The 22,904-nt window shown below is 55.4% G+C and carries 24 protein-coding genes, 2 tRNA genes, 1 pseudogene and 1 riboswitch; of the genes and pseudogenes, 10 read left to right on the plus strand and 17 right to left on the minus strand.

Annotated features, from left to right (window positions below; all coding sequences use genetic code 11):
• Positions 1-49 precede the first annotated feature (49 nt).
• Both VGE55_RS09090 and VGE55_RS09095 read left to right on the plus strand, forming a co-directional pair.
• Entirely contained in the window at positions 50-511 is a 462-nt protein-coding gene (locus tag VGE55_RS09090; protein WP_331131378.1) for a PaaI family thioesterase, read from the plus strand.
• A complete protein-coding gene (locus VGE55_RS09095) occupies positions 508-915 on the plus strand; it encodes a PaaI family thioesterase (protein ID WP_331131379.1) in 408 nt (135 codons plus the stop codon). The genes VGE55_RS09090 and VGE55_RS09095 overlap by 4 nt, the downstream gene beginning before the upstream one ends.
• A 10-nt stretch (positions 916-925) precedes the next feature.
• Here the strand turns inward: VGE55_RS09095 and VGE55_RS09100 are convergent, their stop codons facing one another.
• The 3 genes from VGE55_RS09100 to VGE55_RS09110 are packed head-to-tail and all read right to left on the minus strand — an operon-like array spanning position 926 to position 4,192.
• Entirely contained in the window at positions 926-1,873 is a 948-nt protein-coding gene (locus tag VGE55_RS09100) for an alpha/beta hydrolase (protein WP_331131380.1), read from the minus strand.
• The gene (locus VGE55_RS09105; RefSeq protein ID WP_331131381.1) at positions 1,870-2,727 is read right to left on the minus strand and encodes an SDR family oxidoreductase; all 858 of its coding nucleotides are present in this window, start codon (positions 2,725-2,727) and stop codon (positions 1,870-1,872) included. The genes VGE55_RS09100 and VGE55_RS09105 overlap by 4 nt, the downstream gene beginning before the upstream one ends.
• A 7-nt stretch (positions 2,728-2,734) precedes the next feature.
• The gene (locus VGE55_RS09110) at positions 2,735-4,192 is read right to left on the minus strand and encodes an NAD(P)/FAD-dependent oxidoreductase (RefSeq protein ID WP_331131382.1); all 1,458 of its coding nucleotides are present in this window, start codon (positions 4,190-4,192) and stop codon (positions 2,735-2,737) included.
• An 82-nt stretch (positions 4,193-4,274) separates the two neighbouring features.
• On the opposite strand from VGE55_RS09110, the gene VGE55_RS09115 reads away from it, so the two are divergent.
• Positions 4,275-4,937: a helix-turn-helix domain-containing protein gene (locus tag VGE55_RS09115; protein WP_331131383.1), complete on the plus strand. Its 663-nt coding sequence runs from the start codon at positions 4,275-4,277 to the stop codon at positions 4,935-4,937.
• Positions 4,938-5,013: 76 nt separating this feature from the next.
• Here the strand turns inward: VGE55_RS09115 and VGE55_RS09120 are convergent, their stop codons facing one another.
• Positions 5,014-5,208: a hypothetical protein gene (locus VGE55_RS09120; protein WP_331131384.1), complete on the minus strand. Its 195-nt coding sequence runs from the start codon at positions 5,206-5,208 to the stop codon at positions 5,014-5,016.
• A gap of 266 nt (positions 5,209-5,474) precedes the next feature.
• Between VGE55_RS09120 and VGE55_RS09125 the strand changes: the two genes are divergently transcribed.
• The 4 genes from VGE55_RS09125 to VGE55_RS09140 are packed head-to-tail and all read left to right on the plus strand — an operon-like array spanning position 5,475 to position 8,971.
• Positions 5,475-5,996, plus strand: coding sequence for a spore coat U domain-containing protein (locus VGE55_RS09125; protein WP_331131385.1), 522 nt, complete (start codon positions 5,475-5,477; stop codon positions 5,994-5,996).
• A 10-nt stretch (positions 5,997-6,006) separates the two neighbouring features.
• The gene (locus VGE55_RS09130) at positions 6,007-6,438 is read left to right on the plus strand and encodes a hypothetical protein (protein WP_331131386.1); all 432 of its coding nucleotides are present in this window, start codon (positions 6,007-6,009) and stop codon (positions 6,436-6,438) included.
• A 30-nt stretch (positions 6,439-6,468) separates the two neighbouring features.
• Positions 6,469-8,466 carry a hypothetical protein gene (locus VGE55_RS09135; RefSeq protein WP_331131387.1) on the plus strand — a complete coding sequence of 666 codons (1,998 nt, stop codon included), beginning with the start codon at positions 6,469-6,471 and terminating at the stop codon, positions 8,464-8,466.
• Positions 8,456-8,971, plus strand: a complete 516-nt coding sequence (locus VGE55_RS09140) for a spore coat protein U domain-containing protein (RefSeq protein WP_331131388.1) — start codon at positions 8,456-8,458, stop codon at positions 8,969-8,971. The genes VGE55_RS09135 and VGE55_RS09140 overlap by 11 nt, the downstream gene beginning before the upstream one ends.
• On the opposite strand, the gene VGE55_RS09145 is transcribed toward VGE55_RS09140, so the two are convergent.
• The 12 genes and pseudogenes from VGE55_RS09145 to VGE55_RS09200 form a co-directional block, all read right to left on the minus strand.
• Entirely contained in the window at positions 8,968-9,999 is a 1,032-nt protein-coding gene (locus VGE55_RS09145) for a 2-dehydropantoate 2-reductase (RefSeq protein WP_331131389.1), read from the minus strand. The two genes, VGE55_RS09140 and VGE55_RS09145, sit on opposite strands and share 4 nt — an antisense overlap.
• 175 nt (positions 10,000-10,174) lie before the next feature.
• Positions 10,175-10,251, minus strand: a tRNA-Pro gene (locus VGE55_RS09150).
• Positions 10,252-10,279: 28 nt separating this feature from the next.
• Entirely contained in the window at positions 10,280-10,666 is a 387-nt protein-coding gene (locus VGE55_RS09155) for a MerR family transcriptional regulator (protein WP_331131390.1), read from the minus strand.
• 40 nt (positions 10,667-10,706) lie between these two features.
• A pseudogene (locus VGE55_RS09160) lies at positions 10,707-10,982 on the minus strand (integration host factor subunit alpha); the annotation flags it as partial.
• A 118-nt stretch (positions 10,983-11,100) separates the two neighbouring features.
• Entirely contained in the window at positions 11,101-13,533 is a 2,433-nt protein-coding gene (gene pheT, locus VGE55_RS09165) for a phenylalanine--tRNA ligase subunit beta (RefSeq protein ID WP_331131391.1), read from the minus strand.
• Between the two features lie 21 nt (positions 13,534-13,554).
• Positions 13,555-14,511, minus strand: coding sequence for a phenylalanine--tRNA ligase subunit alpha (gene pheS, locus VGE55_RS09170; RefSeq protein WP_414675003.1), 957 nt, complete (start codon positions 14,509-14,511; stop codon positions 13,555-13,557).
• A 212-nt stretch (positions 14,512-14,723) separates the two neighbouring features.
• The gene (rplT, locus tag VGE55_RS09175) at positions 14,724-15,080 is read right to left on the minus strand and encodes a 50S ribosomal protein L20 (protein ID WP_256764914.1); all 357 of its coding nucleotides are present in this window, start codon (positions 15,078-15,080) and stop codon (positions 14,724-14,726) included.
• 16 nt (positions 15,081-15,096) lie between these two features.
• Positions 15,097-15,294 (minus strand): 50S ribosomal protein L35, encoded by a 198-nt coding sequence (rpmI, locus tag VGE55_RS09180; RefSeq protein ID WP_256764915.1) that lies wholly within the window; start codon positions 15,292-15,294, stop codon positions 15,097-15,099.
• Positions 15,295-15,462: 168 nt separating this feature from the next.
• On the minus strand, positions 15,463-16,809 hold the full coding sequence (locus VGE55_RS09185) for a hypothetical protein (RefSeq protein ID WP_331131393.1): 1,347 nt from the start codon (positions 16,807-16,809) through the stop codon (positions 15,463-15,465).
• A 100-nt stretch (positions 16,810-16,909) separates the two neighbouring features.
• The gene (infC, locus tag VGE55_RS09190; RefSeq protein ID WP_256765187.1) at positions 16,910-17,428 is read right to left on the minus strand and encodes a translation initiation factor IF-3; all 519 of its coding nucleotides are present in this window, start codon (positions 17,426-17,428) and stop codon (positions 16,910-16,912) included.
• A gap of 29 nt (positions 17,429-17,457) precedes the next feature.
• Entirely contained in the window at positions 17,458-19,365 is a 1,908-nt protein-coding gene (thrS, locus tag VGE55_RS09195; protein WP_331131394.1) for a threonine--tRNA ligase, read from the minus strand.
• Positions 19,366-19,485: 120 nt separating this feature from the next.
• Positions 19,486-19,562: transfer RNA gene (locus VGE55_RS09200), tRNA-Val, on the minus strand.
• A gap of 139 nt (positions 19,563-19,701) precedes the next feature.
• On the opposite strand from VGE55_RS09200, the gene VGE55_RS09205 reads away from it, so the two are divergent.
• Entirely contained in the window at positions 19,702-19,965 is a 264-nt protein-coding gene (locus tag VGE55_RS09205) for a hypothetical protein (protein WP_331131395.1), read from the plus strand.
• Here the strand turns inward: VGE55_RS09205 and VGE55_RS09210 are convergent.
• Positions 19,962-20,543, minus strand: coding sequence for a TMEM165/GDT1 family protein (locus VGE55_RS09210; RefSeq protein ID WP_331131396.1), 582 nt, complete (start codon positions 20,541-20,543; stop codon positions 19,962-19,964). The genes VGE55_RS09205 and VGE55_RS09210 overlap by 4 nt on opposite strands.
• A 48-nt stretch (positions 20,544-20,591) precedes the next feature.
• Positions 20,592-20,756: riboswitch (yybP-ykoY riboswitch) on the minus strand.
• Positions 20,757-20,862: 106 nt separating this feature from the next.
• On the opposite strand from VGE55_RS09210, the gene VGE55_RS09215 reads away from it, so the two are divergent.
• Positions 20,863-21,699, plus strand: a complete 837-nt coding sequence (locus tag VGE55_RS09215; protein ID WP_414674991.1) for a UDP-2,3-diacylglucosamine diphosphatase — start codon at positions 20,863-20,865, stop codon at positions 21,697-21,699.
• A 34-nt stretch (positions 21,700-21,733) separates the two neighbouring features.
• On the plus strand, positions 21,734-22,879 hold the full coding sequence (locus tag VGE55_RS09220) for a glycosyltransferase family 1 protein (protein WP_331131398.1): 1,146 nt from the start codon (positions 21,734-21,736) through the stop codon (positions 22,877-22,879).
• The last annotated feature ends 25 nt before the right edge of the window (positions 22,880-22,904 follow it).

The following is a 22,904-nucleotide window of genomic DNA, read 5'->3' on the forward strand; positions in this document are numbered from 1 at the left end:
GGCCTACGGTGTTAGACTGCGGGCGTTTTGGTTTTAAGTTCGATCACCGATGAACCTGCCCCTGCCCGTGAACAACCCCACGCTGTTTGACGGCGTTGCCCAGTGGTTGTGCCGCATTCCCCACTGCACAATTTTAAAACTTGAATTTGTTCAGGGTGAGCGCGGCAAAGCCACCATGCGTTTGCCGTATCAGGACCGCTTGGTTGGCAACTCAAAAACCGGTGTGTTGCACGGTGGCGTGATGACAGCGCTCATCGACACCACCAGTGCCCTGTCCATTTTCTCGCTGCTGGAAACCCCGGAAGCCACACCCACACTGGACTTGCGGATTGATTACCTGCGCCCCGCCACACCAGGTGTGGATGTGTATTGCACAGCCGAATGTTATCGACTAGCCCGCAACATTGCCTTCACACGCGCCACCGCTTACCAGGAAGGCAACCCACAGCCTGTGGCTTACAGCGTGGGCACCTTCATGCGCCGCCACCCGTCCAAAGGAGAAGCAGCATGATGGACCAACGCGATCAACTGGAACAACTGCTGGACCAGTCGCCCTACGCTCGGCTCATCGGCATGCAGATTGAAGTTCGGGACGGACAACTGGAATTCCACCTGCCCTTTCAACCCCACAACATTGGCAATGACCAATTGCCCGCGCTGCATGGCGGGCTGATTGGCGGATTCATGGAAATGGCTGCGCTGATGCACATGGTCTGCATTCGGGAAACAGATTCGGTTCCCAAAACCGTGGACTTCTCGATTGATTATTTGCGACCTGGGTTTGCGAAAGACCTGTTCGCGGTGTGCACCGTCACCAAACATGGCAAACAAGTGGCCAATGTCCAGGTGTCAGCCTGGCAAGAGTCGCCCGACAAGCCCGTGGCGGTTGCACGGGCCCATCTGTTGCTGGAGTGATTCCCAACGCTCAATGCGCGGGGGTGGTTTGCACTGAATCGATGAACGCCTTCACATCGCGTGCAGACTCCTCCGGTGCCTCCACCATGGGCATGTGGCCCAAATCATCGTAAATTTTCACGCGCAGGTTTTTCACACCAGCCTGCCACACGGGCACTGAACTGACGTCAATGAGGTCATCCTTGGCGCCCCACAGCAGCAGCATGGGCGCTTTGATGTCGCCCAAGCGCTTGCCCAACACATCCATTTGGTGAATGGCCTTGAAGATGGTCGCCAATTGGTCGCGTCGGTCCATGTAGGTTTTGGCCATGCCATTGAGTACAAACTGTGGCAGATAAGGTGGCTTGGCCATGGTCATGGCGTAAAACTCCTTGAACTGCTCAGCACTCTGCACTTCAAATGGATTGCGCCCGGCTGCCACCATTTGCGCCATTTTGCTGGGCTTGGGGCTTTGCACACCGGCTGGGTCCAGTGCAGACACACTCAACACCCGATCTGGAAAATTGGCTGCCAGTGTGGCCGAAATATAACCACCCATGGAGTTGCCCACCACATGGAACTGCTTCACGTCCATGGCGTCCATCAACGCCACCACCCGTGCAGCCTGTGCCGGTATGGTGTAGTCCCAGTCCGCCTGAAAACCGGTTTCACCATGGCCCGCCATGTCGGGAATCACCACATGGTAGTCCTTCACCAAATGGGCAGCAAAACGGGGCCACACGTCTTTGTCGGCACTGTAGCCATGCAACAGCACCACAGTGGGCTTGTTGGTATCACCGCCTTCATACAAGCGGTGCGCAATGCCGGCGGCCGTCACCGTCTTTTCTGTAAAACCATGCACACGGGCTTCCAGTTGCCCACCGTACTGCATGAACAACTGCCCCGTCACCGGGTTGGCATTCAAGCCCCAGCTGGCCAAGCCAGCCACCACCAACGCACCCACCAACCATTTTTTCATTGTGTTTCCTTGTGCTGTTCAATTGTTTTGTTCACCACACCGGCTTGCGCATACGGTGCCAAATTCAAAGTGGCCTTCATGTCGTGCCACACCAGTTTGCTGAGCCACTTCACCGGCACCAGTCGGGCTCCCAGCCAGGTCTTGAAGCTGTCGTTGCCATACACCATACGCGCGCGCCCGCGCTCGATGCCTTTGCGAACCACCCGGGCGATGTCATCGGGGCTGGTGGTCAAATAGCGCGCATCAAACTTGTCAAACTGTCCGCCCTTGGCGATGTTGGTCGCAATACCGCCCGGGTGCACCAGGTGCACACCGACACCCGTGGCACTCAATTCAGCCATCAAAGCCTCGGTGTAACCACGTACGGCAAACTTGGATGCGCTGTAATCGGTGTGGCTGGGTGCCCCCACCAAACCGAAAATGCTGGACACATTCACCACATGACCTTGGTTTTTGCGGATCAGCGTGGGCAAAAAAGCTTGCGTACCGTGCAACACACCATAAAAATTGACCGCCATCACACGCTCATAGGCCTTGAGGCTGGTTTCCCAGGCAGGCATGCCATCACCAGCAATGCCGGCGTTGTTGATAACCACATCCACCGTACCAAAGCGTTTCAACACACGCTCCGCAAAACCAAACATCGCCTCACGGTTGGACACATCAAACACCTCGTGCAGAATGTCGCTTCGACCCAGGCCATTGAGCAAGGTCACCGTTTTGCCCAAGCCCTTCACGTCGAAGTCCATCAAGGCCAGGCGAGCACCACTGCGCGCAAATTCCAGCGCGTAGGAACGGCCCATCCCAGATCCTGCACCCGTCACCACCACCACCTTTCCAGAGAAATAGCCCATATTGCCCTCACTGAAACACGTGGTGTTCTGGCTTGAAATTATTGGCCATTTGCCGATAGGTAAAGCTGAAGCCCGGGAACATGGCAATCACATGACCACTCTTGCTCTGGTACCAACTGTTGCAGCCCCCTGTTTTCCACACGGTTTTGTCCATCTCGGTGTGAATCATCGTGGTGTATTCATGTTCCGCCTGTGGCTTGACTTCAATCACATGCTTCTTGTTTTTCTGAAGGGCATCAATGCTCTTCATGATGTAGTTCATTTGCGCCTCAATCACAAAAATGGCTGAGGTGTGCCCAATGCCCGTGTTGGGGCCAGTGACGATAAACAGGTTGGGAAAGCCAGGCACAGTCGTACCCAAGTAAGCGCGTGGAAACTCTTTCCACACATCACCCAAGGACTTTCCATCACGGCCTTTGACCGGGTAGGAAATGACACCATCGGTTGCATCATAGCCAGTCGAATATACGATCAGATCGAGCTCAATCTGTGAGCCCAACTGGGTTTCAATGCCTGTTTCGGTGATGCGGCCAATGCCATCGGCTTTGTCATGCAGTGTCACGTTGGGCCTGCAGTAAGCCGGGTACAAGGTGTTGCTCAAAATAATCCGCTTGCAGCCAATCGTGAAGTCGGGTGTTACCTTGCGGCGCAACTCCGGGTCTGCAATTTGCTGTTCAATGTGCTTCAAGGCATGGTTTTGAGCAAACACCTTGAGCGCGGTTTGCGAATATTTGAAGCCAATCACTCGGGCCTCCAGCCCCCAGTAAATGGCGGTGCGCAGCGCTTTGTAAACAGGCTTTATACGCAACAGGGCACGCTGCCAGGGCTTGAAAGTACGGTCTGGACGTGGCAACACCCAATGTGGGCTGCGCTGGAAAATATGCAGTTCGCCCACCTCACCGGCAATGGCTGGAATGACCTGCGCTGCGCTGGCGCCACTGCCGATGATGGCCACCCGCTTGCCGCGGTGGTCATAACTGTGGTCCCAGTTGTTGGTGTGGAATGTTTTGCCTTTGAAGGTGTCACGACCTGGAAAATTGGGAATCACAGGCGTGCTCAATGGACCCGACGCATTGATCAGGATTTGCGCATATACAGCCCCGCCCTGCTCAGTGTCGATGCGCCAGCATTTCAATTCTTCCTGCCACTCCACTTTCACCACATTGGTGTGGGTGCGGGTTTTCTCGCGCAGTTTGTATTTCTCGATCACATGGTTGGTGTACTCCTCCAACTCGGCCTGCTCCGCAAACATTTGCGACCAGTTATACGGCTCGTGAGAAATGGAATACAGGGGCGATTGAACATCCACCGCAGCGCCCGGGTAACTGTTTTGGCACCAGGTACCACCCATGAATTCACGGCGCTCCAGAATGACAAAGTCACTGATGCCACGCTTGATGAGGTTGATGGCTGCACACTGACCGCCAAAGCCGCTGCCAATAATAACCACGTGATGCTTGTCCATGTGTCTCGCTTCCCTGATGAAAGATTGTTTTGTATGTGACTACGAGTGTTGTCACTTTACATCTGACGATGGATGTAGTCAAATGCCAAATATGAAGAAACCCTCCAAATCCGACACAGTCGGCCGCCTGTATGGTGGTGAAACTTCAGAAGACCGCACCCAGCGCCGCAAAGCGCAATTTCTGGATGCGGGGCTGCAGCTATTTGGCACAGTGGGCTACAAGGCCGCTTCAGTTCGTGCGCTGTGCCGCGAGGCCAAGCTGACCGACCGCTATTTCTATGAATCTTTCAAAAGCGTGGAAGATGTGCTGGTGGCCGTGTATGAGCGTGAAATCCAGCGACTGGTGGCCGCGGTGCTGCAAGCCGTGCCATCCATTTCAAGTCAAGAGCGCATTGCCGACATGGCACGTCCTGCCCTTCAGGCCTTTTTCAAAGGCGTGCAAGACCCAGTGGTTGCAAAAACCATCTGGTTTGAGGTGTTGGGCGTGAGCGATCGCGTGAACAGGGTTTATCAGTCCACCATCCACGACATTGGTGACCTGCTGCTGCAAATGGTCAAAAACTACTTTCCCGATCTTTGCATGAACCGACAGCGGGAAACCTTGTTGTCTATCGGGATTGTAGGGGCCATCAGTCAATCCACCATGGCGTGGATTATTTCGGGTTTTAACGCCAGCATTGATGACCTCGTGGAGGTCAACCTGTTGTTGCTGGAAGGGTTGGGGCTGCGCCTCAAATCAAACTGACCTCAACAATACTTGGGGCCCAAACCTGTACAGGTTTGGGCCCCAGTGCGGTTCGGTCTACTCGATCTACAGCGGCTTATTCAGCAGCTTTTTTGGCAGCAGCCTGTTTGGCATGGTGCTTGGTACTGTGTTTGGCGGTGTGCTTCTTCACCTGGTGGGTTTGCTTCACAGCAGGTTTTTCAGCAGGCGCTTGTCCAGCCGCTGGTGTTTGCGCCAACACGGGGAAAGCTGCAGCTGCGATCAGGCCGGTTACAAGCAGTTTCAGTTTCATGATTAAAACTCCTAAGCAATTTAATTTTAGTGACGGATGCCAATATCGGCATCTGTGTGTATTAACGGTGAAACCGCGCCGCCTGCCTACTGGCCAGTGCGTAAAGATTCGTAAAGGGGTTCCGCCCCCCTCCAATTGCATGACCCCTAAATGAGGGGTTTTTTGCCCGGATATAGATCAATTGACCTTGATTTAAATGGTTAAAGTGTAAACACGAGCTATTTCACATTTAACTCGTGCGGCAGAAAAACCAATGGAGTCAAACCATGGCAAACCAGGCACCCTACACCACCATGCTGCGCAAACTGGCCACACCCGCCATGCTTGCAGCGCTGTTGGCCAGCAACACCAGCATGGCCGCCACCACCACAGGCACGCTGAATGTGTCGGCCACCGTCACAGACTACTGTGAGTTGGGGGCCACCACCGTCAGCCTGAACCTGGGCAGCTACACACCGGCTGCAGACAGCACGCAAAACACCGTGATTCAGGTGCGCTGCACCTTGGGCACCACTTACAACGTGGGCCTTGGTCTGGGTACTTATGCCAGCGGCAGCACACGCCGCCTGCGGCACGCCACCGACAACACCGTGTACATGAACTACGAGTTGTACCAAAGCGATGGCACCACCGTGTGGCAAGCACCCGGGCAAGCGGGGGTGGTTTCATCAACGGGCACTGGCGCTAGCCAAAACCTCACTGTGGTTGGAAAAATTCCTTCGGCCCAATGGAGTGTGAAACAAGGCAGCTACAGTGACTCCGTGCTCATCACAGTCACCTTCCCATGAGGAGGCCAACATGACACGCGCACAATCGATTCGGTACACGGCTGGCTTGCTGCTTTCCGCCACCTTGAGCCTGGCGCATGCCTTTGGCATTTCCGTTGCGCCAACAGCCGTCATGATCAACCCCAAAACCGGCTTTGCCCATTTGGAGTTGAGCAATCAAAGCAACCAAACACGGCTGTTTACCGTGGAAGCCGGCGACCCCGCACAAACGTCTTGTTACCGGGTGTCCCCAAAACAGATCAGCCTGCCCCCCAATGGCACGCAAACGGTCCGCCTGCAATACACCTGCGCCTTGCAAGACCTGACCGACCAAAGCCTGCTGTACTTCACTGAAATGCCCTCGGTTGACCCCAGTACCGTGGCCAGCAGTCAACTTGAATTCCGTTTGCGGCTGGGCCTGAAGGTCAAGACGCAACAGTCCGTGCTGGGCTCGCTGTTTTAAGCATGCTGAGCGATTTGTACGAGTTGCGCGATGGATCGCCACCACACCCACCTGCTGACCACCGCGTGCTGCCTGTTCAGCGTTGCATGGCCCTGCAGCGCATCGGTACTGAGTGAGCAGGATATTGTAGACATCCGTTACAAGGATGGCCTGACCAGCACCGTGCGCAGTCAACAAATCCGCGAAGCAAACCCGGAAGAATGTGGCGCCCTGCCCCACATGCTGGAGACAGAGCGGGGCGAACGCTGGTGCGGCCAATACCAAGCCGACAAACTGCAATTTCTGGTTCAAGAGCAGGCTCAACGCGTGAGCCAAAGCTATGGCAATGCGCGCCTGGAAGGCTACGACCTACCCAGCCCACGAACAGCCATCCTCAATTACGAGCTGGTTTCTGGCTCGCAAACCCACCAACTGAATTATGAATTGATGGCCAACCAGCGGCCCGGTGTGCAATTCAACGCCAGCCAGGTGGGCAGTATCAGCCAAGGGTATGTCAACCTGTATCGGCTGGATGCCGAGCAGTTTGGGTACAGTTCTTCGGTGGCCATTCGGCAATGGCGCATTGGGCAACTGGTGACCGATGCAGGGCCTTTGGCGTCATCGCTGGGCCAGGGCATTGAATGGCGCAAATCCTCCCGCTTGGCACAAAACAATGTGCAGGTGTTCAGCGGCCGCTTGGTGTCTGACACTGAATTGACCGTGCTGGTCAACAACCAACCCCGCGTCACGCTGCCTGTTCAGGCTGGGGATGTCAGCATTTACAACGTGCCGCTGGTGGAGGGTAACAACCAGGTGGCGGTTATTTACCGCAACGAAAAAGGTGAGCTGGTCCAGGTCAACCGCAACATTTTTTTTAGCCAGGCCCTGCAACCCAAAGGCCGGTGGGAAGGTGCAGCCAGCCTGTATCGCGATGCACGCCTGGACCATTGGGCAGCGCAGGCCCAAATTGAAAAAGGCGTGACCGATGCGCTCACCATACAGGCAGGTGGACGAGTCAACATTCACCCCGGGGATGTCATGGCCCCGGTGAATGCCGCACAAACCATGCGCCCCATCAAACCCACCGAAGTTGCATTCGCTGTACGCAGCATGGTGGGCGGTGGTTTTCTCAGTGCGGGTTACCAGTCCGAAACAGCCTACGGGCCGGGCATTCAGCGCATTGGGTATGCCCATGGCAGCCAGTTGCTGTACCTTGAAAAGGCCCTGGGGCCAGCAAAAATGGGTGTGTCTTTCGACCCGCGCTGGTTGCTCAATGCAGGCTCACCCACTGAGCCCGACGCTGCTTACAGCGGTTGGCGCATTGGCTACATGCGCGCCTTGCAAGGCCCCGAGTTTGAATACACGCTGTCCCGGTTCTTCCGCACCGAGCTCTACAACGGCGGGTACATGAGCCTGTATTGCAAAACTGGCCGCGACAGCCTGAATGTGTCGCTGCAGTACTGTGGCGTCAACGCCAACATGGCACTGGATTCACGGGGTTTCAACTCACCCAACCCCTTGCTGGGCGGGCTTTCCTATTCCAAGGCCAACGCAGGTGACATGCGCAACACACAGGCCCACCAAGAGTCGCTCAACGGCTTTTTACAAACCCGTGACAGTTTTTTGCTGGTGTCAGATGCACTGAGTTATGCACGCACACGGCACGACTTCCAACACGTCTCACTGGGCGGTCAATTGGACAGCACTGGGCGAGGCCAAGGCTCCATCTCGGGCATTGTGGGCCTGGATTATGGTCCACAACCCAAAGTGCTCGGCTTCCTGCCCAAAGACCCATCGCGGCCTGCCGATGTGTTGGTGGCCGTGGACGGCCTGCAAGCGGCGCAAAATTTGGGTTACAACGCCGTTCAATCGCGCATCAACGGACAGGTCAGCATCAACAACCTGAACACGGGTGCCCTGGTGGGCCAGCACAACCAGGTGTTGGTCAACCCTGAATCGGTGGACATGGACTCGCCCATGGGCGCGATTCGTTTGAAAATATCACCGGCCTTGTCCGGCGTTTACAAGGTGGACGGCCGTGCGCAATAAACTGGGTTTAATGGTTCTGCTGATAGGGCTGATGGGCTTATTGCCGCAGCCCGCCTACGCGGTCACCTTGGTGGGCGGGTGCTCGTTCACGCTGACCTCATACCCCACGGTGCTGTACAGCGTACCCACCGCTTCGGCGGCGCAGGCCAGCCGCATCGTCATCGACTGCGGCGGCGTGCTCACCCTGTTTGCCACCAAAACCTGGAGTATTCAGTATGGTGCGGGTGGGTCGGGCAACCAAACCGCACGCACATTGGTGCACGCCACCGACAGCAGCAGCAAACTGAATTACAGCATCCGCACCACCAGCAGCCCCAGCTCCAGCATATTGGGCGATGGCTCCGGCGGCACCGTAACACAAAGCGGCACCTTGCAATGCGTGGTGGCGATTTTGTCCAGCTGCGCATCCACCACGCAGGACTCGTTCATTCACATCCCGTCCAGCCAGTTTGTGCGGGCTGGCAGTTATTCCGATGCCATGGTCATCACGGTGACTGTGAACTAACCAGCAGCGGCCCTTTGCCGGGCCGCCTTCAGGGTTTGAAGAAGCTCGTCACCCGACCAGTCCCGACGGTCCTCCGGGCGTTCAGCCTCGCGGATCAACTCAACCAACTTTGCATTCACCGGCGCCTTCTGCTTTATACGTTCGGCAAGGCGCACCACTTCTCCGTTGATCCAGTCGATTTCCGTGCGACGGCCAGCCTGCAGGTCTTCCCACATCGACGAACGCGCCAGCGGGTCGATTGCCAGCATTTTCTTTGCGACACGGGTAAACAACCAATCAGGCAATTCGAGTGCAGTCGGCAGCCAATGGGATGGTACTGCAGTCACCTTGGCTGGGCGAATGCCGACCATTTGCATCAACTGCAGCGCCTCACGCTGGGCCATGGCAACGCAGCATCGGTAGGCCCGTTGGGACAACTCCTCTTTCAATGGAATACCCGACAATGCATTGACCGGGTTGTTCAAGTTCAGCAAAAGCTTGCCCCAACGCACAGCCAACATGTCGGCCTGCCGCAGCAGGGGCAAGTTGGCTGACTCAAAGCACAACTCCACATCACCGGGCAAACGGCCCTCGTCCACTTCAAGCTCACCCGATGAGCCTTGGTGAAAGCGCCCTTGACCACGGTCCACCACATTGAACGGTACCATGCCCGCCAACACCGGGTTGTTGGGCAACAACACGGCCAATTGTTCGGGGTTGCTCACGCCATTCTGGAAACTGATGATTGGTACTCCCTGACGTGCAAAGCGTGCAAGCGCCTGTCCAGCCTCTTGGGTGGCAGCCGACTTCACGGTGACCAGAATTAGGTCTGCCTCCTTCACAACATCGGCATGGATGGACAGGGTAAGGTCATCCATTTTGACGCGCTGATTCCGACCACGGTAGTCGGTTACAGTAAGACCATGGGCACGAATGCCGGTCAGCACGCGTTCGCGGCCCACCAGCGTGATCTGCGCACCGGCTGCACCCAAGCAGCCACCCAGGTAGCAACCAATGCTACCGGCGCCAAAAATGGCAATTTTAATCATGGGCGACTATAAAACAATAAATGAATAATCAACTCATTATGCCGGAATGGGCCACGTTGATCTGTCGGCGGGGCGACGCTAACCCCCCACCCAAATGCGGGGGTATAACGGGCTATGTCGGGATTTGGATGTTAAAAAGCCCGAGCGCGTTGAGAGCACTCGGGCTTTTTTGATTTGGTCGGAATGAGAGGATTCGAACCTCCGACCCCTTGCACCCCATGCAAGTGCGCTACCAGGCTGCGCTACATTCCGAAGAAGCGAGATTATAGCTGTGTTTCGCTTAGTCTTGAAGCGCAGCGCGCAAATTCAACAATTGTTCTTTCAAAACTTCGCGATCAATCAACACGGGCAGTGGCTTGTCGTTGGCTGGGCCATTTTTCTCTTGATCCAGGCGGTTGCGCGCACCGTTGATGGTGAAACCATGTTCATACAACAGCTCACGAATGCGCCGAATAAACAGCACCTCATGGTGTTGATAATAACGCCGGTTCCCTCGCCGGGTAATGGACTTCAGCTGCGTGAATTCCTGCTCCCAATACCGCAGCACGTGGGTTTTAACCCCACACAAATCACTGACCTCACCAATGGTGAAATACCGTTTGGCCGGAATGGGTGGCAAACTGGCGGTGGGTGCTACTTTCTCGGACTCGTGCGGTTTTTGGATCATTCTCGACTTTCGCCTTGGTCAATTCAGAAGTTAGACCACTTTATTCAACCAAGGCTTTAAGTTTTTGGCTGGGATGAAAGGTTACCACTCGGCGCGCAGCAATGGGGATCTCTTCGCCAGTTTTTGGGTTTCGGCCTGGGCGCTGAGGCTTGTCACGCAACTGGAAATTGCCAAACCCTGACAATTTCACCGACACACCACCTTCCAGCGTGTTGCGGATTTCATCAAAAAAGGCATCCACAAAGTCTTTGGCTTCACGCTTGTTCAGCCCCAGGCTGTCAAACAGCATTTCGGCCAGCTCGGCTTTTGTGAGCGAACCCGACGCAAGACCATCTTCAATCAGGTCGAGGCGGTCATTGCGGGCATTGGTTTCATTCGAGCGGTCGTCAGTCAACACAACTTGGTCCACGGTTAATACCTTCAAACTTAAATAATCAGCGCAAACGGGCGGCACAACGCTGGGCAGCCAGTTCAATCATGTTGTTCAACAGGGGTTCAATGTCAGCGTCGGTGAGGCTGCGGTCGCTGGCTTGAAGGGTCAAGCGGAACGCCAAGCTTTTCTCATTTGCTTTCAGACCCTTACCGTCGTCTTTCGGCACAAACTCATCGAAAAGAATAACCGATTTCACCCAAGCTGGGTTGCCTTCTTTGGCATCTGTCAGTGCTTTTTTCAGGTCTGCTGCGCGCACCTGCTGGTCCACCACAAAGGCCAGGTCACGCACCACAGCGGGTTGCTTGGAAATGTCCTGATAAGCCGGCAATTTGCGGGTATTTAGCCCATCCAGCAGCAACTCAAACACCACCGGAGCCAACGGCAAATCTTGCACCTGCGCAAGCTTGGGGTGCAATTCACCCACAAAGCCCACCACGCGGTTGTTGACCAGTACCTGGGCACTGCGCCCGGGGTGCAAGGCTGGGTGCTGTGCCTTGGCATCAAAAGCCTTGAATTCCACTTTTTTGCCTGCCAACAATTGCTCAACATCACCTTTGACATCAAAAAAGTCCAGCAAGCGATTGTTGGATGCACTCCATTGCAATTGGTCGGCCAGCCCATAGGCCAAACCGCCCAGTTTCCAGGTTTGCATGAAGCCCGCCACAGTTTGTGGGCCATCGCCCACCTTGGCATTTTTCTCGAACACGCGGGCCACTTCAAACACCCGCAGGCGGTCCACACGGTGTCCCAGGTTGTGCTTGAGCACACCCGTCAGGCTGCCCAACAAGGTGGAGCGCATCACACTCAGGTGACTGGCAATGGGGTTGAGCAAGCGCACCGGGTCGGTGTTGGCATTGAAATCAGCCTCCCACTGCTCGGGTGTGAAACTGTAGCTCACCACTTCCTGATAGCCCATGGCGGCCACTTGTCGGCGAATGGCATGCCGACTCAACTTGCTTTCTGGTGCGGGCAACATTTTGAGTTTGCCCAGGGGGGCACGCAGAGGCAGGCTGTCGTAACCCACCACGCGAATCACTTCTTCAATCAGGTCTTCTTCAATCTCGATGTCGAAGCGGTAACTGGGCGGTGTCACCACATAACGCAACTCAGCACCCTCGCCTTCAAGACTGAACTGGAAACCGAGTTGGCGGAACACGGTCTGGATTTGCTCGGTCGCAAAGGGCATGCCGATCACGCTTTCGGCGCGGGCATGGCGAAGCGCCACAGGATTGCGTGCAGGCAGGTTGAGCACCTGGTCCTGTACCGGCCCTGCTTGTCCACCGCAAATCTCGAGAATCAGCGCTGTGATGCGCTCCAGGTGTTCCGGAATGCTCTGGAAGTCCACCCCCCGCTCAAATCGGTGCGACGCATCGGACGAGAAATTGAATTCGCGTGCGCGACCCACAATCGCATCCGGGTGCCAAAAAGCGGCTTCAACAAAAATATTGGTGGTGGACTCGTTCACCGCCGTGTGGTCGCCGCCCATGATGCCAGCCAGTGCCTCGGGCCCTTGCTCGTCGCAAATCACGCCAAACCGGGGGTTGAGCGCAACCGTCATGTCGTTGAGCAACTTCAGTTGCTCACCCTCACGGGCCCAGCGCACGGTGAGGCCACCCTGCACCTTGTCCAGGTCGAACACATGGCTTGGGCGACCCAACTCCAGCATCACGTAATTGGAAATGTCCACGAGGGGACTAAGGCTGCGCTGCCCTGCACCTTCCAGGCGCTCAACCATCCACTGGGGTGTTTTAACCGTGTTGTTAACACCCCGAATGACCCGGCCCGCAAAACGACCGCACAGGTCGGTGTTTTCAACCTTCACCGCCAACGTGTCGCCAATGGTGGCGGCCACAGGGGTGAATGCGGGCGGGTTGAGCGTTGCACCGGTGAGTGCAGCCACTTCACGGGCCACGCCCCACACGCTCAGGCAGTCTGCGCGGTTGGGCGTCATTTTCAGTGTGAACTTCATTTCGTTCAAACCGAGCAATTCGCGAACATTCCCGCCCACTGGCAATTGAGTATCCAGAATGTGCAGGCCATCGACATCGCTGGGAATACCCAACTCTTTGCCTGAACACAGCATGCCGCCACTTTCAACACCGCGCATTTTGGTGGGCTTGATGTTAAAGCCACCTGGCAGCACTGCGCCGGGCAATGCGCATGGCACTTTCAGGCCCTCGGCCACGTTGGGCGCACCGCACACAATTTGGCGCACATCGCCCTCAGCCACCTGCACTTGGCACACGCTCAAGCGGTCTGCATCGGGGTGTTTGTCTTTTTTGACAACCAGGCCAACCACCACGCCCGAAAACTCGGGGGCCAGCGGCTCCAGCTCTTCCACTTCCAGACCGGCCATGGTGAGCTTTTCGCCCAAGGCCTGCGTGTCAAGGTCGGTGTTGACCAGGGATTTCAACCAGGATTCTGTGAATTGCATTGTTGCTCGTCCAAGCGGTAATCAGTTGAATTGCTGCAGAAAACGAATGTCGTTTTCGTAAAACAGGCGCAGGTCGTTGATGCCGTAACGCAGCATGGTTAAGCGGTCTGGGCCAACCCCAAAAGCAAAGCCTGTGTATTTCTCGGGGTCGATGCCCACGTGGCGCAGCACATTGGGATGAACCTGACCCGAGCCGGCAATTTCCAGCCATTTGCCTTTGTTGGGGCCACTGGTGAAAGCCATGTCGATTTCAGCCGAAGGTTCGGTGAACGGGAAAAAGGATGGGCGGAACCGGATGGTGAGGTCGTCGGTTTCAAAAAAAGTTTTGAGAAAGTCGATGAACACCGCTTTCAAGTCGGCAAAGCTGACCCCTTCGTCAATCCACAGCCCTTCCACTTGGTGAAACATGGGCGAATGGGTGGCGTCGCTGTCGACACGGTATACACGCCCGGGCGCAATGATACGGATGGGCGGCTTGCCGGTTTGCATGTAGCGCACTTGCATGGGCGACGTGTGGGTGCGCAACAGGTTGCCACCTTCCACATAAAACGTGTCGTGCATGGAGCGGGCCGGGTGATTTTCCGGTGTGTTCAGTGCGGTGAAATTGTGGAAATCGGTTTCGATCTCGGGGCCGTCGGCCAAATCAAAGCCGATGGAGGTAAAAATTTCTTCAATGCGTTCCAGGGTTCGCATGGCGGGGTGCAGGCCACCCACACCACGGCTGCGACCTGGCTTGGTCACATCAATGGCTTGCGCCTGCAACTTGGCTTGCAGGGCTGCATCGGCCAAGGCCTCGCGGCGTGCATTTAGCACCGCTTCCACTTGTTGCTTCAGTTGATTGATTTCTGCGCCCCGGGTTTTTTTCTCCTCGGGCGTGAGCGCTGCCATGCCTTTGAGCAGCTCGGTGACCTTGCCTTGTTTGCCCAAAAATTGGGCCTTGATGTTTTCAAGTGCGGCAGGGTCTGAAGCGTGTGACATGGCCGAATTGGCCTCGGTCAGTATGGCGAGCAGCGAAGCATCCATGGTGTGTTGGCGTGTGGGGAACGGCTTTGAATGAAGCCATAGATTGTACTGCGCAGAAACGACAAACGGGGCCCGAAGGCCCCGTTTTTATTGGGCTTTTTCACGTTGCTTACATTTGGCAAACGCCAAAATGAGCGTGAAAAATGCTGATGGGCGCTAATTGAAAATTAGGCCTGAGCAGCACGCACCTGTGCGACGATGGCGGCAAATGCAGCCTTGTCGGTCACGGCCAGGTCAGCCAGTACTTTGCGGTCCAAACCAATGGCAGCTTTCTTCAAACCATTGATGAACACGCTGTAGGTGATGCCGTGCTCGCGGACAGCCGCGTTGATGCGGGTAATCCACAAAGCGCGGAATACACGCTTTTTGTTGCGACGGTCACGGTAAGCGTACTGACCGGCGCGCATCACCGCTTGTTTGGCGATGCGGAATACATTGTTGCGACGACCGCGGAAGCCTTTGGCTTGCGCGATTACTTTCTTGTGACGGGCACGGGCCGTAACACCACGTTTAACGCGAGGCATAGTTCACTCCTTCCAATTATGCGTAAGGCATCATGTCGCGAATGCGGCCGATGTCGGAAGCATGCACGGTTTCCATACCACGGAGCTGACGTTTGCTCTTGGTGGTTTTCTTGGTCAGGATGTGGCGCTTGAAGGCGTGACCACGCTTGATCGATCCGCTGGAGCGGACCAAGAAACGCTTGGAAGCGCTCTTTTTGGTCTTCATCTTGGGCATCTGGGTGCTCCTAATGAGTGCGTGCAGGTGGTTTCAAGAGATTGAATCGAAACACTTTTAAGACCTGTTGCGCATTAATCACTGGCTGAATTGCGTATTTAAAACAATCACAGCTTTTGTAATTAGCCCGCGATAATACACCGAAAACCCGACAACAATCAAGCGCTTTCACACCCGCCCAAAAACACCCGACCGGAGTAAACGAGGCTGCACATTGACCACCACCGACGGGTCAAACCTGGCGAACTGTTGCAGCTGCTGAATGACTGAGGTCTTGATCTGGGATATCTCCTCGCTGGACAACCGGGGATCACGGAGATGCAGTTGGATAACGCGCAGGTTGGGGGCCCGTGCAATCACAGGCAGCCAATTCACATGAAGGTCCACCTCAATGTCAGATGGGTCGACATTGGTGATGTGCAGGTTACTGAGATTCGGAAACGACCGTTCACCGGGTACCAACCACAATCGCTTGAAAGCTTGGTTGGATTTTGCCTGGATCGACACCAGTGATTGCCCAAACTCAGGCTGCCTTGAAAACAAATAGTCCCAATCAATGTCGACATTGTTTAGATAAAGACGCTCAAGATTGGGCAATTGCTGCAGAAGACCCGTCAGATCCATGGGTTCCACGACCAAGGATTCAGCATGCAAGGTATCGATGACCAGCTTGGCTATCCATCGATGAAATCGGGGCTTTTTCAGGAGAATTGGATTGGATGAAGCCTGCCTTAACACAAGCTCCCGGGTATTTACAGTGGGCAGCCCTGCCGCCTGCACCAAAAAATCGGCATCGGATAAGCCGTCGAGTCGTACCTGAATGGATACTGGCGGCACCACCGCCGATTGAAGCCTTGGCGACAAGTGTGTTGAACTGGCGTTGAACACATCGGCGATGATGGCCTCGCAAGGCCCCAAATCAATCTGTGGCCAGGGCCTGTCTGCAACATCATCAATGAGCGCAAGGCTGGCCAGGGAGAGGCGATCAGCGCGGGGGGCATTCGGCTGGATCTTCAACACCCGGGTCGGCTTGCCTTTGTCCATCAATAGGGACAAATCCATGACATCAAGGTCTTTTAACCCTTTCTTGTCCGTCAAATCCAGCACCCGCAAATTGGGCAAGTTTGCCAATTCTCTAATTTGGGGAGTAATAGACGCAAGACGGACAGTCGTGAGGTTAACGGCGAGCCTTGCTTGCTCGCCATTTAACGCGCCGAAGGGATACCAGTGAGCCGAACTGACCACTGGCCACGCAGTTTTTTGTGGGGACAGTGACAAGGCAATCGCCAGGCTACTCAAATCACGCAAATCGAGGTTTTGCATGACTGAGTGCATAAAGCTTTCAGGAATTTGACTCAGACCGTGCCAAGGCGAGTCAGCTCTTTCTTTGAACCACGATTGAAAAAGCGATTGGAGACGACCGCGCAATCCCGGGTCGGTCACTGGCTGACCTGTCGACGAATAGCTTCGAGACGGATCTAATTGATAAGTGAGTGCCTTGAAGACCATGAACATACACAAATGATGCTGACCATTTGAGTAACCCCAGCTTGGGTCCAGTTCACACTGCATTTAAAAGGCCCGAACACTGCGTGCTCGAGCATTTCCAACTCACTTATTTTTTCTTGGGTCCGATCATCATGACCATTTGACGACCCTCAAGCTTGGGCATCTGTTCCACCGTGCCCAATTCTTCGAGGTCAGCCCGCACACGCTCGAGCAAACGCGCACCCAGTTCCTGGTGGGCCATTTCACGACCCCGGAAACGCAAGGTCACCTTGCATTTGTCGCCTTCTTCCAGGAAGCGCGTCAAACTGCGCAGCTTGACCTGGTAGTCACCGTCGTCCGTACCCGGGCGGAACTTGATTTCCTTGATCTGAACCTGCTTTTGCTTGGACTTGGCTTCTTGGGCCTTTTTCTGCTCTTGGTAACGGAACTTGCCGTAATCCATGAGTTTGGCAACCGGCGGAACCGCCTGTGGCGCTATTTCAACCAAATCCACATCGTTTTCTTCGGCCATGCGAATGGCGTCCAGTGTTTTAACGATGCCCAGCTGCTCACCTTCTACTCCGATGAGACGCACCTCAGGAATGCGAATTTCTCCGTTGGTGCGATGTTTCTTTTCCGCGACGATGTTGTGCCTCTTTTAAGTCAGTTAAAAATTCAGGTTCTGTTTGCAATGTCACCTAGAACGCGCTGCGCGAACTCGGCCACTGGCATGGAACCCAGGTTGTCGTTACCGCGCAAGCGCACGGCCACTTGCCCAGAATCGCGTTCCTGGTCGCCAATGACGGCGATGTAAGGAACCTTCTGAAGCGTTTGCTCCCGGATTTTACGATTGATCTTTTCGTTACGCAAATCCGCTTGAACTCTAATGCCTTGTTTCTTCAACATTTGCACCACAGTGTGTGCATATTCATTGTGCGCATCGGTGATGGTGGCCACTACCACCTGCACCGGTGACAACCAAACCGGCATGGCACCGGCGTGGTTTTCGATCAAAATGCCGATGAAACGCTCCATGGAGCCCACAATGGCCCGGTGCAGCATCACGGGTGTGCGGCGGCTGTTGTCTTCGGCCACGTATTCAGCCCCCAGACGGCCCGGCAACTGGAAATCCACCTGGATGGTGCCGCACTGCCACGAACGTCCAAGGCTGTCTTTCATGTGGTACTCAATTTTGGGGCCGTAAAAAGCGCCCTCACCCGGTAACTCGGTCCACTCCACGCCACAGGCACGCAATGCGTCCCGCAGGGAGTTTTCGGCTTTGTCCCAAGTTTCGTCGCTGCCTAGGCGGGCTTCAGGCCGCAACGCCAACTTGACGGCAATGTCACTGAAGCCAAAGTCGGCGTACACCTTCATGGCCACCTGGTTGAACAGGGTCACTTCCTCGCGCACCTGGTCTTCTGTGCAAAAAATGTGACCGTCGTCTTGGGTAAAACCACGCACCCGCATGATGCCATGCAAAGCGCCCGAGCTTTCATTGCGGTGGCAAGCGCCAAATTCACCATAGCGCAGCGGCAAGTCTCGATAGGACCGCAGGTCGCTCTTGAACACTTCGATGTGACCGGGGCAGTTCATCGGCTTCAGCGCGTAGTCGCGCTTCTCCGACTCGGTGGTGAACATGTTTTCCTTGTAGTTGGCCCAGTGGCCCGACTTTTCCCACAGCTTGCGGTCCAGAATCTGCGGGCAACGAATTTCCTGATAACCCCCTTCGAGGTACACGTTGCGCATGTACTGCTCAACCTGTTGCCAAATGGTCCAACCCTTTGGGTGCCAAAACACCAAGCCGGGGGCCTCGTCTTGCATGTGGAACAGGTCAAGCTGTTTGCCCAATTTGCGGTGGTCGCGCTTTTCAGCTTCTTCCAGGCGGTGCAAGTAGGCTGCCAAGTCCTCTTTTTTGGTCCAGGCCGTGCCGTAAATGCGGGTCAGCATTTCGTTGTTGGAGTCGCCGCGCCAGTAGGCACCAGCCACCTTCATCAGCTTGAAATGCTTTAGCTTGCCAGTGGACGGCACATGTGGGCCGCGGCACAGGTCGATGAAGTCACCCTCGCGGTAGAGGGAAATTTTTTCGTTGGTGGGAATGCTGGCAATGATTTCAGCTTTGTAATGCTCACCCAAGCCTTTGAAAAACTTCACGGCTTCATCGCGGTCCCATTCTTCGCGCACCACCACCTCATCGAGCTTGGCCAAGGCTTGCATTTTCTGCTCGATGGCTTCGAGATCTTCAGGCGTAAAAGGCCGCTCGTAGGAAAAGTCGTAATAAAAGCCGTCTTCAATGACCGGGCCAATGGTGACTTGGGCAGTGGGATACAGGCTTTTTACAGCGTAGGCCAACAAATGGGCAGTGGAGTGGCGAATGAGGTCCAGGCCTGCGTCATCCTTGTCGGTGATGATGGCCAGGCTGGCGTCCTGCGTGATGGTGTGGGAAGTGTCCACCTGCTTGCCATCGACATAGCCACCCAAAGCGGCTTTGGCCAGTCCAGGACCGATGCTCATGGCCACATCGGCCACGGTCACAGGTTTGTCGAAAACGCGTTCGGATCCGTCAGGCAGGCGGATGACAGGCATAGTACTTCCCTTGCAGAGTGCTGTGGTGCGCAGTTGTTGAGGCAAAAAAAAAGTGCGACGTATTCAGCCGCCGCACTTCCATTTTACCATCAGGCCACAACGTGATTGGATGTCAAGTTGTGGTAGGCGCGATTGGACTCGAACCAACGACCCCCACCATGTCAAGGTGGTGCTCTAACCAACTGAGCTACGCGCCTGCGCTGAAAGAGGTGGGATTGTACAACAGAACGCTGGAAAGTCAATGCAGACATGGGGCAGGCTTGACATTACTTCTGACAAGACCTATTGTCACAACACAGAAAAACACCCACAACCCCACTGAGAGACAGAATCCACATGAAAGTGACTCCCCAATCATTTGAATCCATGCGCAAGGTCATGAGCGGCTTTTGGATTGTTGTACCGGCCTACATGCTGATGAGCCTGGTCATGCCCATTTTCCTGATTTTGGCTGCGCTGTTGCTGGTTGCGCACACGCTGGAACTGCCGATTGCATTCCTGCGCCTGCGCGGCAAAAACCTGCCCACCATGGAAGTGGTGTTCAAAACGCTGCTGTATGGCTTCACCTGGTGGTTGCCCAAGAGCCTGGAAGCGCGTTAAAACCCGAACTGCCCGCCTGCACCCAACAGGGTCGCAAGGCCGAGGGCGGCAAACAGCGCCGCCGCAATGCCATGCACCAACTTCATGGGAATTTTGCTGGCGAGTTTATCGCCAGCAAACACTGCGGGTACATCGGCAATCAGCATGCCCAGCGTGGTGCCTGCCACCACCATGAACACATCCGAATAGTGGGCCGCCATGGCCACTGTTGCAATTTGGGTCTTGTCGCCCATTTCCGCCAAAAAGAATGTGATGAACGTGGCCCCAAACACACCCAGTTTGCTGGCCAATTGTGTTTCTTCGTCCTCAATCTTGTCCGGGACCAGGGTCCACACGGCCATGCCCAAAAATGAAACACCCAACACCCAGCGCAAAATATCGGCGCCAACGTTGGCAGTGACCCAGGCGCCCACGGCACCAGCCAAGCCATGATTAATCAGTGTTGCTGCAAGAATGCCCAGCACGATGGGCCAGGGCTTTTTGAATTTGGTGGCCAGTAAAAACGCCAACAACTGGGTTTTGTCGCCGATTTCGGCCAGGGCAACAACGCCGGTGGATACGAGCAGTGCAGATGACATGGAAGTGTTCCTGGCCCGGAGTGAACGCAATGACTCCCTCGCCTACCCGGGCCATACCAGGCTGCGAAGTCGTCAAAGGTCTTGCCAAGTGTGCGCCGTACACCATGTGTACGTTTGACCGCTGGTGCCATGGCTGAACGGTTTGCTCAGAACCAAGTGTGTTGACACCAGCCCTTTTCAATCGAAAGGCGGCTACTCCCCAATGAGTGGGCGAACTATAAGAGAAAGCAACGGCAATTGCAAGCCGCCCAGGTCACTGTAAAAAAAGAATCACAAATCTGTCACATGCCAGTCAAACCACGCGCGTGTAATGGTTTGCATGACAACAAAACAGACAGAGACCATGCTCAACCCAACAGGGGCCAGCGACCAACACTACCGCACCATCTGGATTTCCGACATTCATTTGGGCACGCCGGGTTGCCAGGCCGATGCATTGCTGAATTTTTTGAAGCACAACGAGAGCGACACGCTGTACTTGGTGGGCGACATCATTGACGGATGGCAACTGCGCAAAGGTTGGTACTGGCCACAATCGCACAATGACGTGATTCAAAAGGTATTGCGAAAAGCCCGAAAAGGCACACGGGTGGTGTTTATACCGGGCAATCACGACGAAGCAGCACGCCAGTTTTGCGGCATGACCTTTGGCGACATCCCGATTCTGGAACGCGATGTGCACACCACGGCAGACGGCAAACGGCTGTGGGTGGTGCATGGCGATGAGTTTGACCAAGTGGTGCGTTATGCGAAATGGCTGGCTTACCTGGGAGATACGCTCTACAACTTTGCGCTCATGCTGAACCGGGTGTTGAACAACATTCGAATTCGCTTGGGATACCCCTACTGGTCGCTGTCTCAGTACCTGAAGCATCAGGTAAAAAATGCCGTGAATTTCATCCTGGAGTTCGAGAACGCCCTGATCCACGAAGCAAAAAACCGAGGTTACGACGGTGTGGTGTGTGGGCACATTCACAAGGCAGAAATCAAGACGGTGGATGGCCTGTTGTACTGCAACGACGGCGACTGGGTAGAAAGCCTGACCGCGCTGGTTGAAAAGCCCTGCGGCACACTGGAGATTGTGCACTGGCCCCATCGCGATGCCCTCACGACGACAGAGAGCCACAAAAAAATCAAAGCAGCCGAAATGGTTTGATGCAACACAGACGGGCCGACCAAGGAGACTTCCAATGCGCATATTGATTGCCACCGATGCCTGGGCACCTCAAATCAACGGTGTGGTGCAAACATTGACCCAGCTGTGCTTACAACTGAGCAGCCAAGGGCATGAAGTGCAGGTGATTCACCCCGGACTGTTCAAGACGGTGCCCTGCCCCACTTACCCGGAAATTCGCTTGGCCTTGTGGCCTTGGGCGGGTGTTCGCAGAGCCATTGACGACTTTAAGCCGCAGGCGATTCACATTGTCACCGAGGGCCCGATTGGCCTGGCGATGCGGCTCATCGCGCGAGCCCGACGCTTGCCGTTTACCACGGCCTATCACACCCAGTTTCCGGAATATGTGAAGGCACGAACAGGCATACCGGTTCGCGTCACTGCGCGCTTGCTGAAATGGTTTCATGGACCCAGCCGCAATGTCATGGTGCCGACCCAAAGCGTGATTGACATACTTCGCCAACGCGGCCTGAACAACTGCGTGTTGTGGCAACGCGGCGTGGACCTGAGCCGCTTTAGTCCGGAACCCAGCCAAGCGTCGCGAAACCTGGCCTACAACCCGGATGCATCCCATGAGGATGACCCAGCACAGGTGGAGATTCTGAAAAAACTACAGTCCCTGGTGATTGAACGACCGGCATTTTTGTACGCTGGGCGTGTCGCTGTGGAAAAAAACCTCGAAGCATTTTTAAGCCTGGACTTGCCCGGCGAAAAGTGGGTTGCGGGGGACGGCCCCGCCAGAAAGCAGTTGGAAAAAAAGTATCCGGATGTTCGCTGGTTTGGCATGCAAAAGCATGCAGCCCTCGCCGAAATTTATCGGCAGGCCGACGTGTTTGTGTTTCCCAGCAAAACCGACACGTTTGGTTTGGTGTTGTTGGAGGCCATGGCCTGCGGATGCCCCGTGGCGGCATTTCCTGTGAATGGGCCGATTGACGTGGTGGGCAATTCCGGGGCCGGGGTGCTGGACGAGAACCTGAGAACGGCGGCATTGGCCGCGTTGCACATTCGCCGCTCGGTGCCCCGGGCGCATGCGGGTACTTTCACATGGGCCGAATGCGCCGAGCAGTTTTTGGGGTACTTGGCGCCCATGGAGTGGAACACCGGCCCGAAAAACGCAACGAGGCCAGCACGTCTGCAAGCCAAGCCCGTGCGAACACCCTGAAACGCTGCATCGACCAACCCCACTC

Origin of the sequence: Limnobacter sp. (genome assembly GCF_036405155.1) — a bacterium.
Classification (GTDB): domain Bacteria; phylum Pseudomonadota; class Gammaproteobacteria; order Burkholderiales; family Burkholderiaceae_B; genus Limnobacter.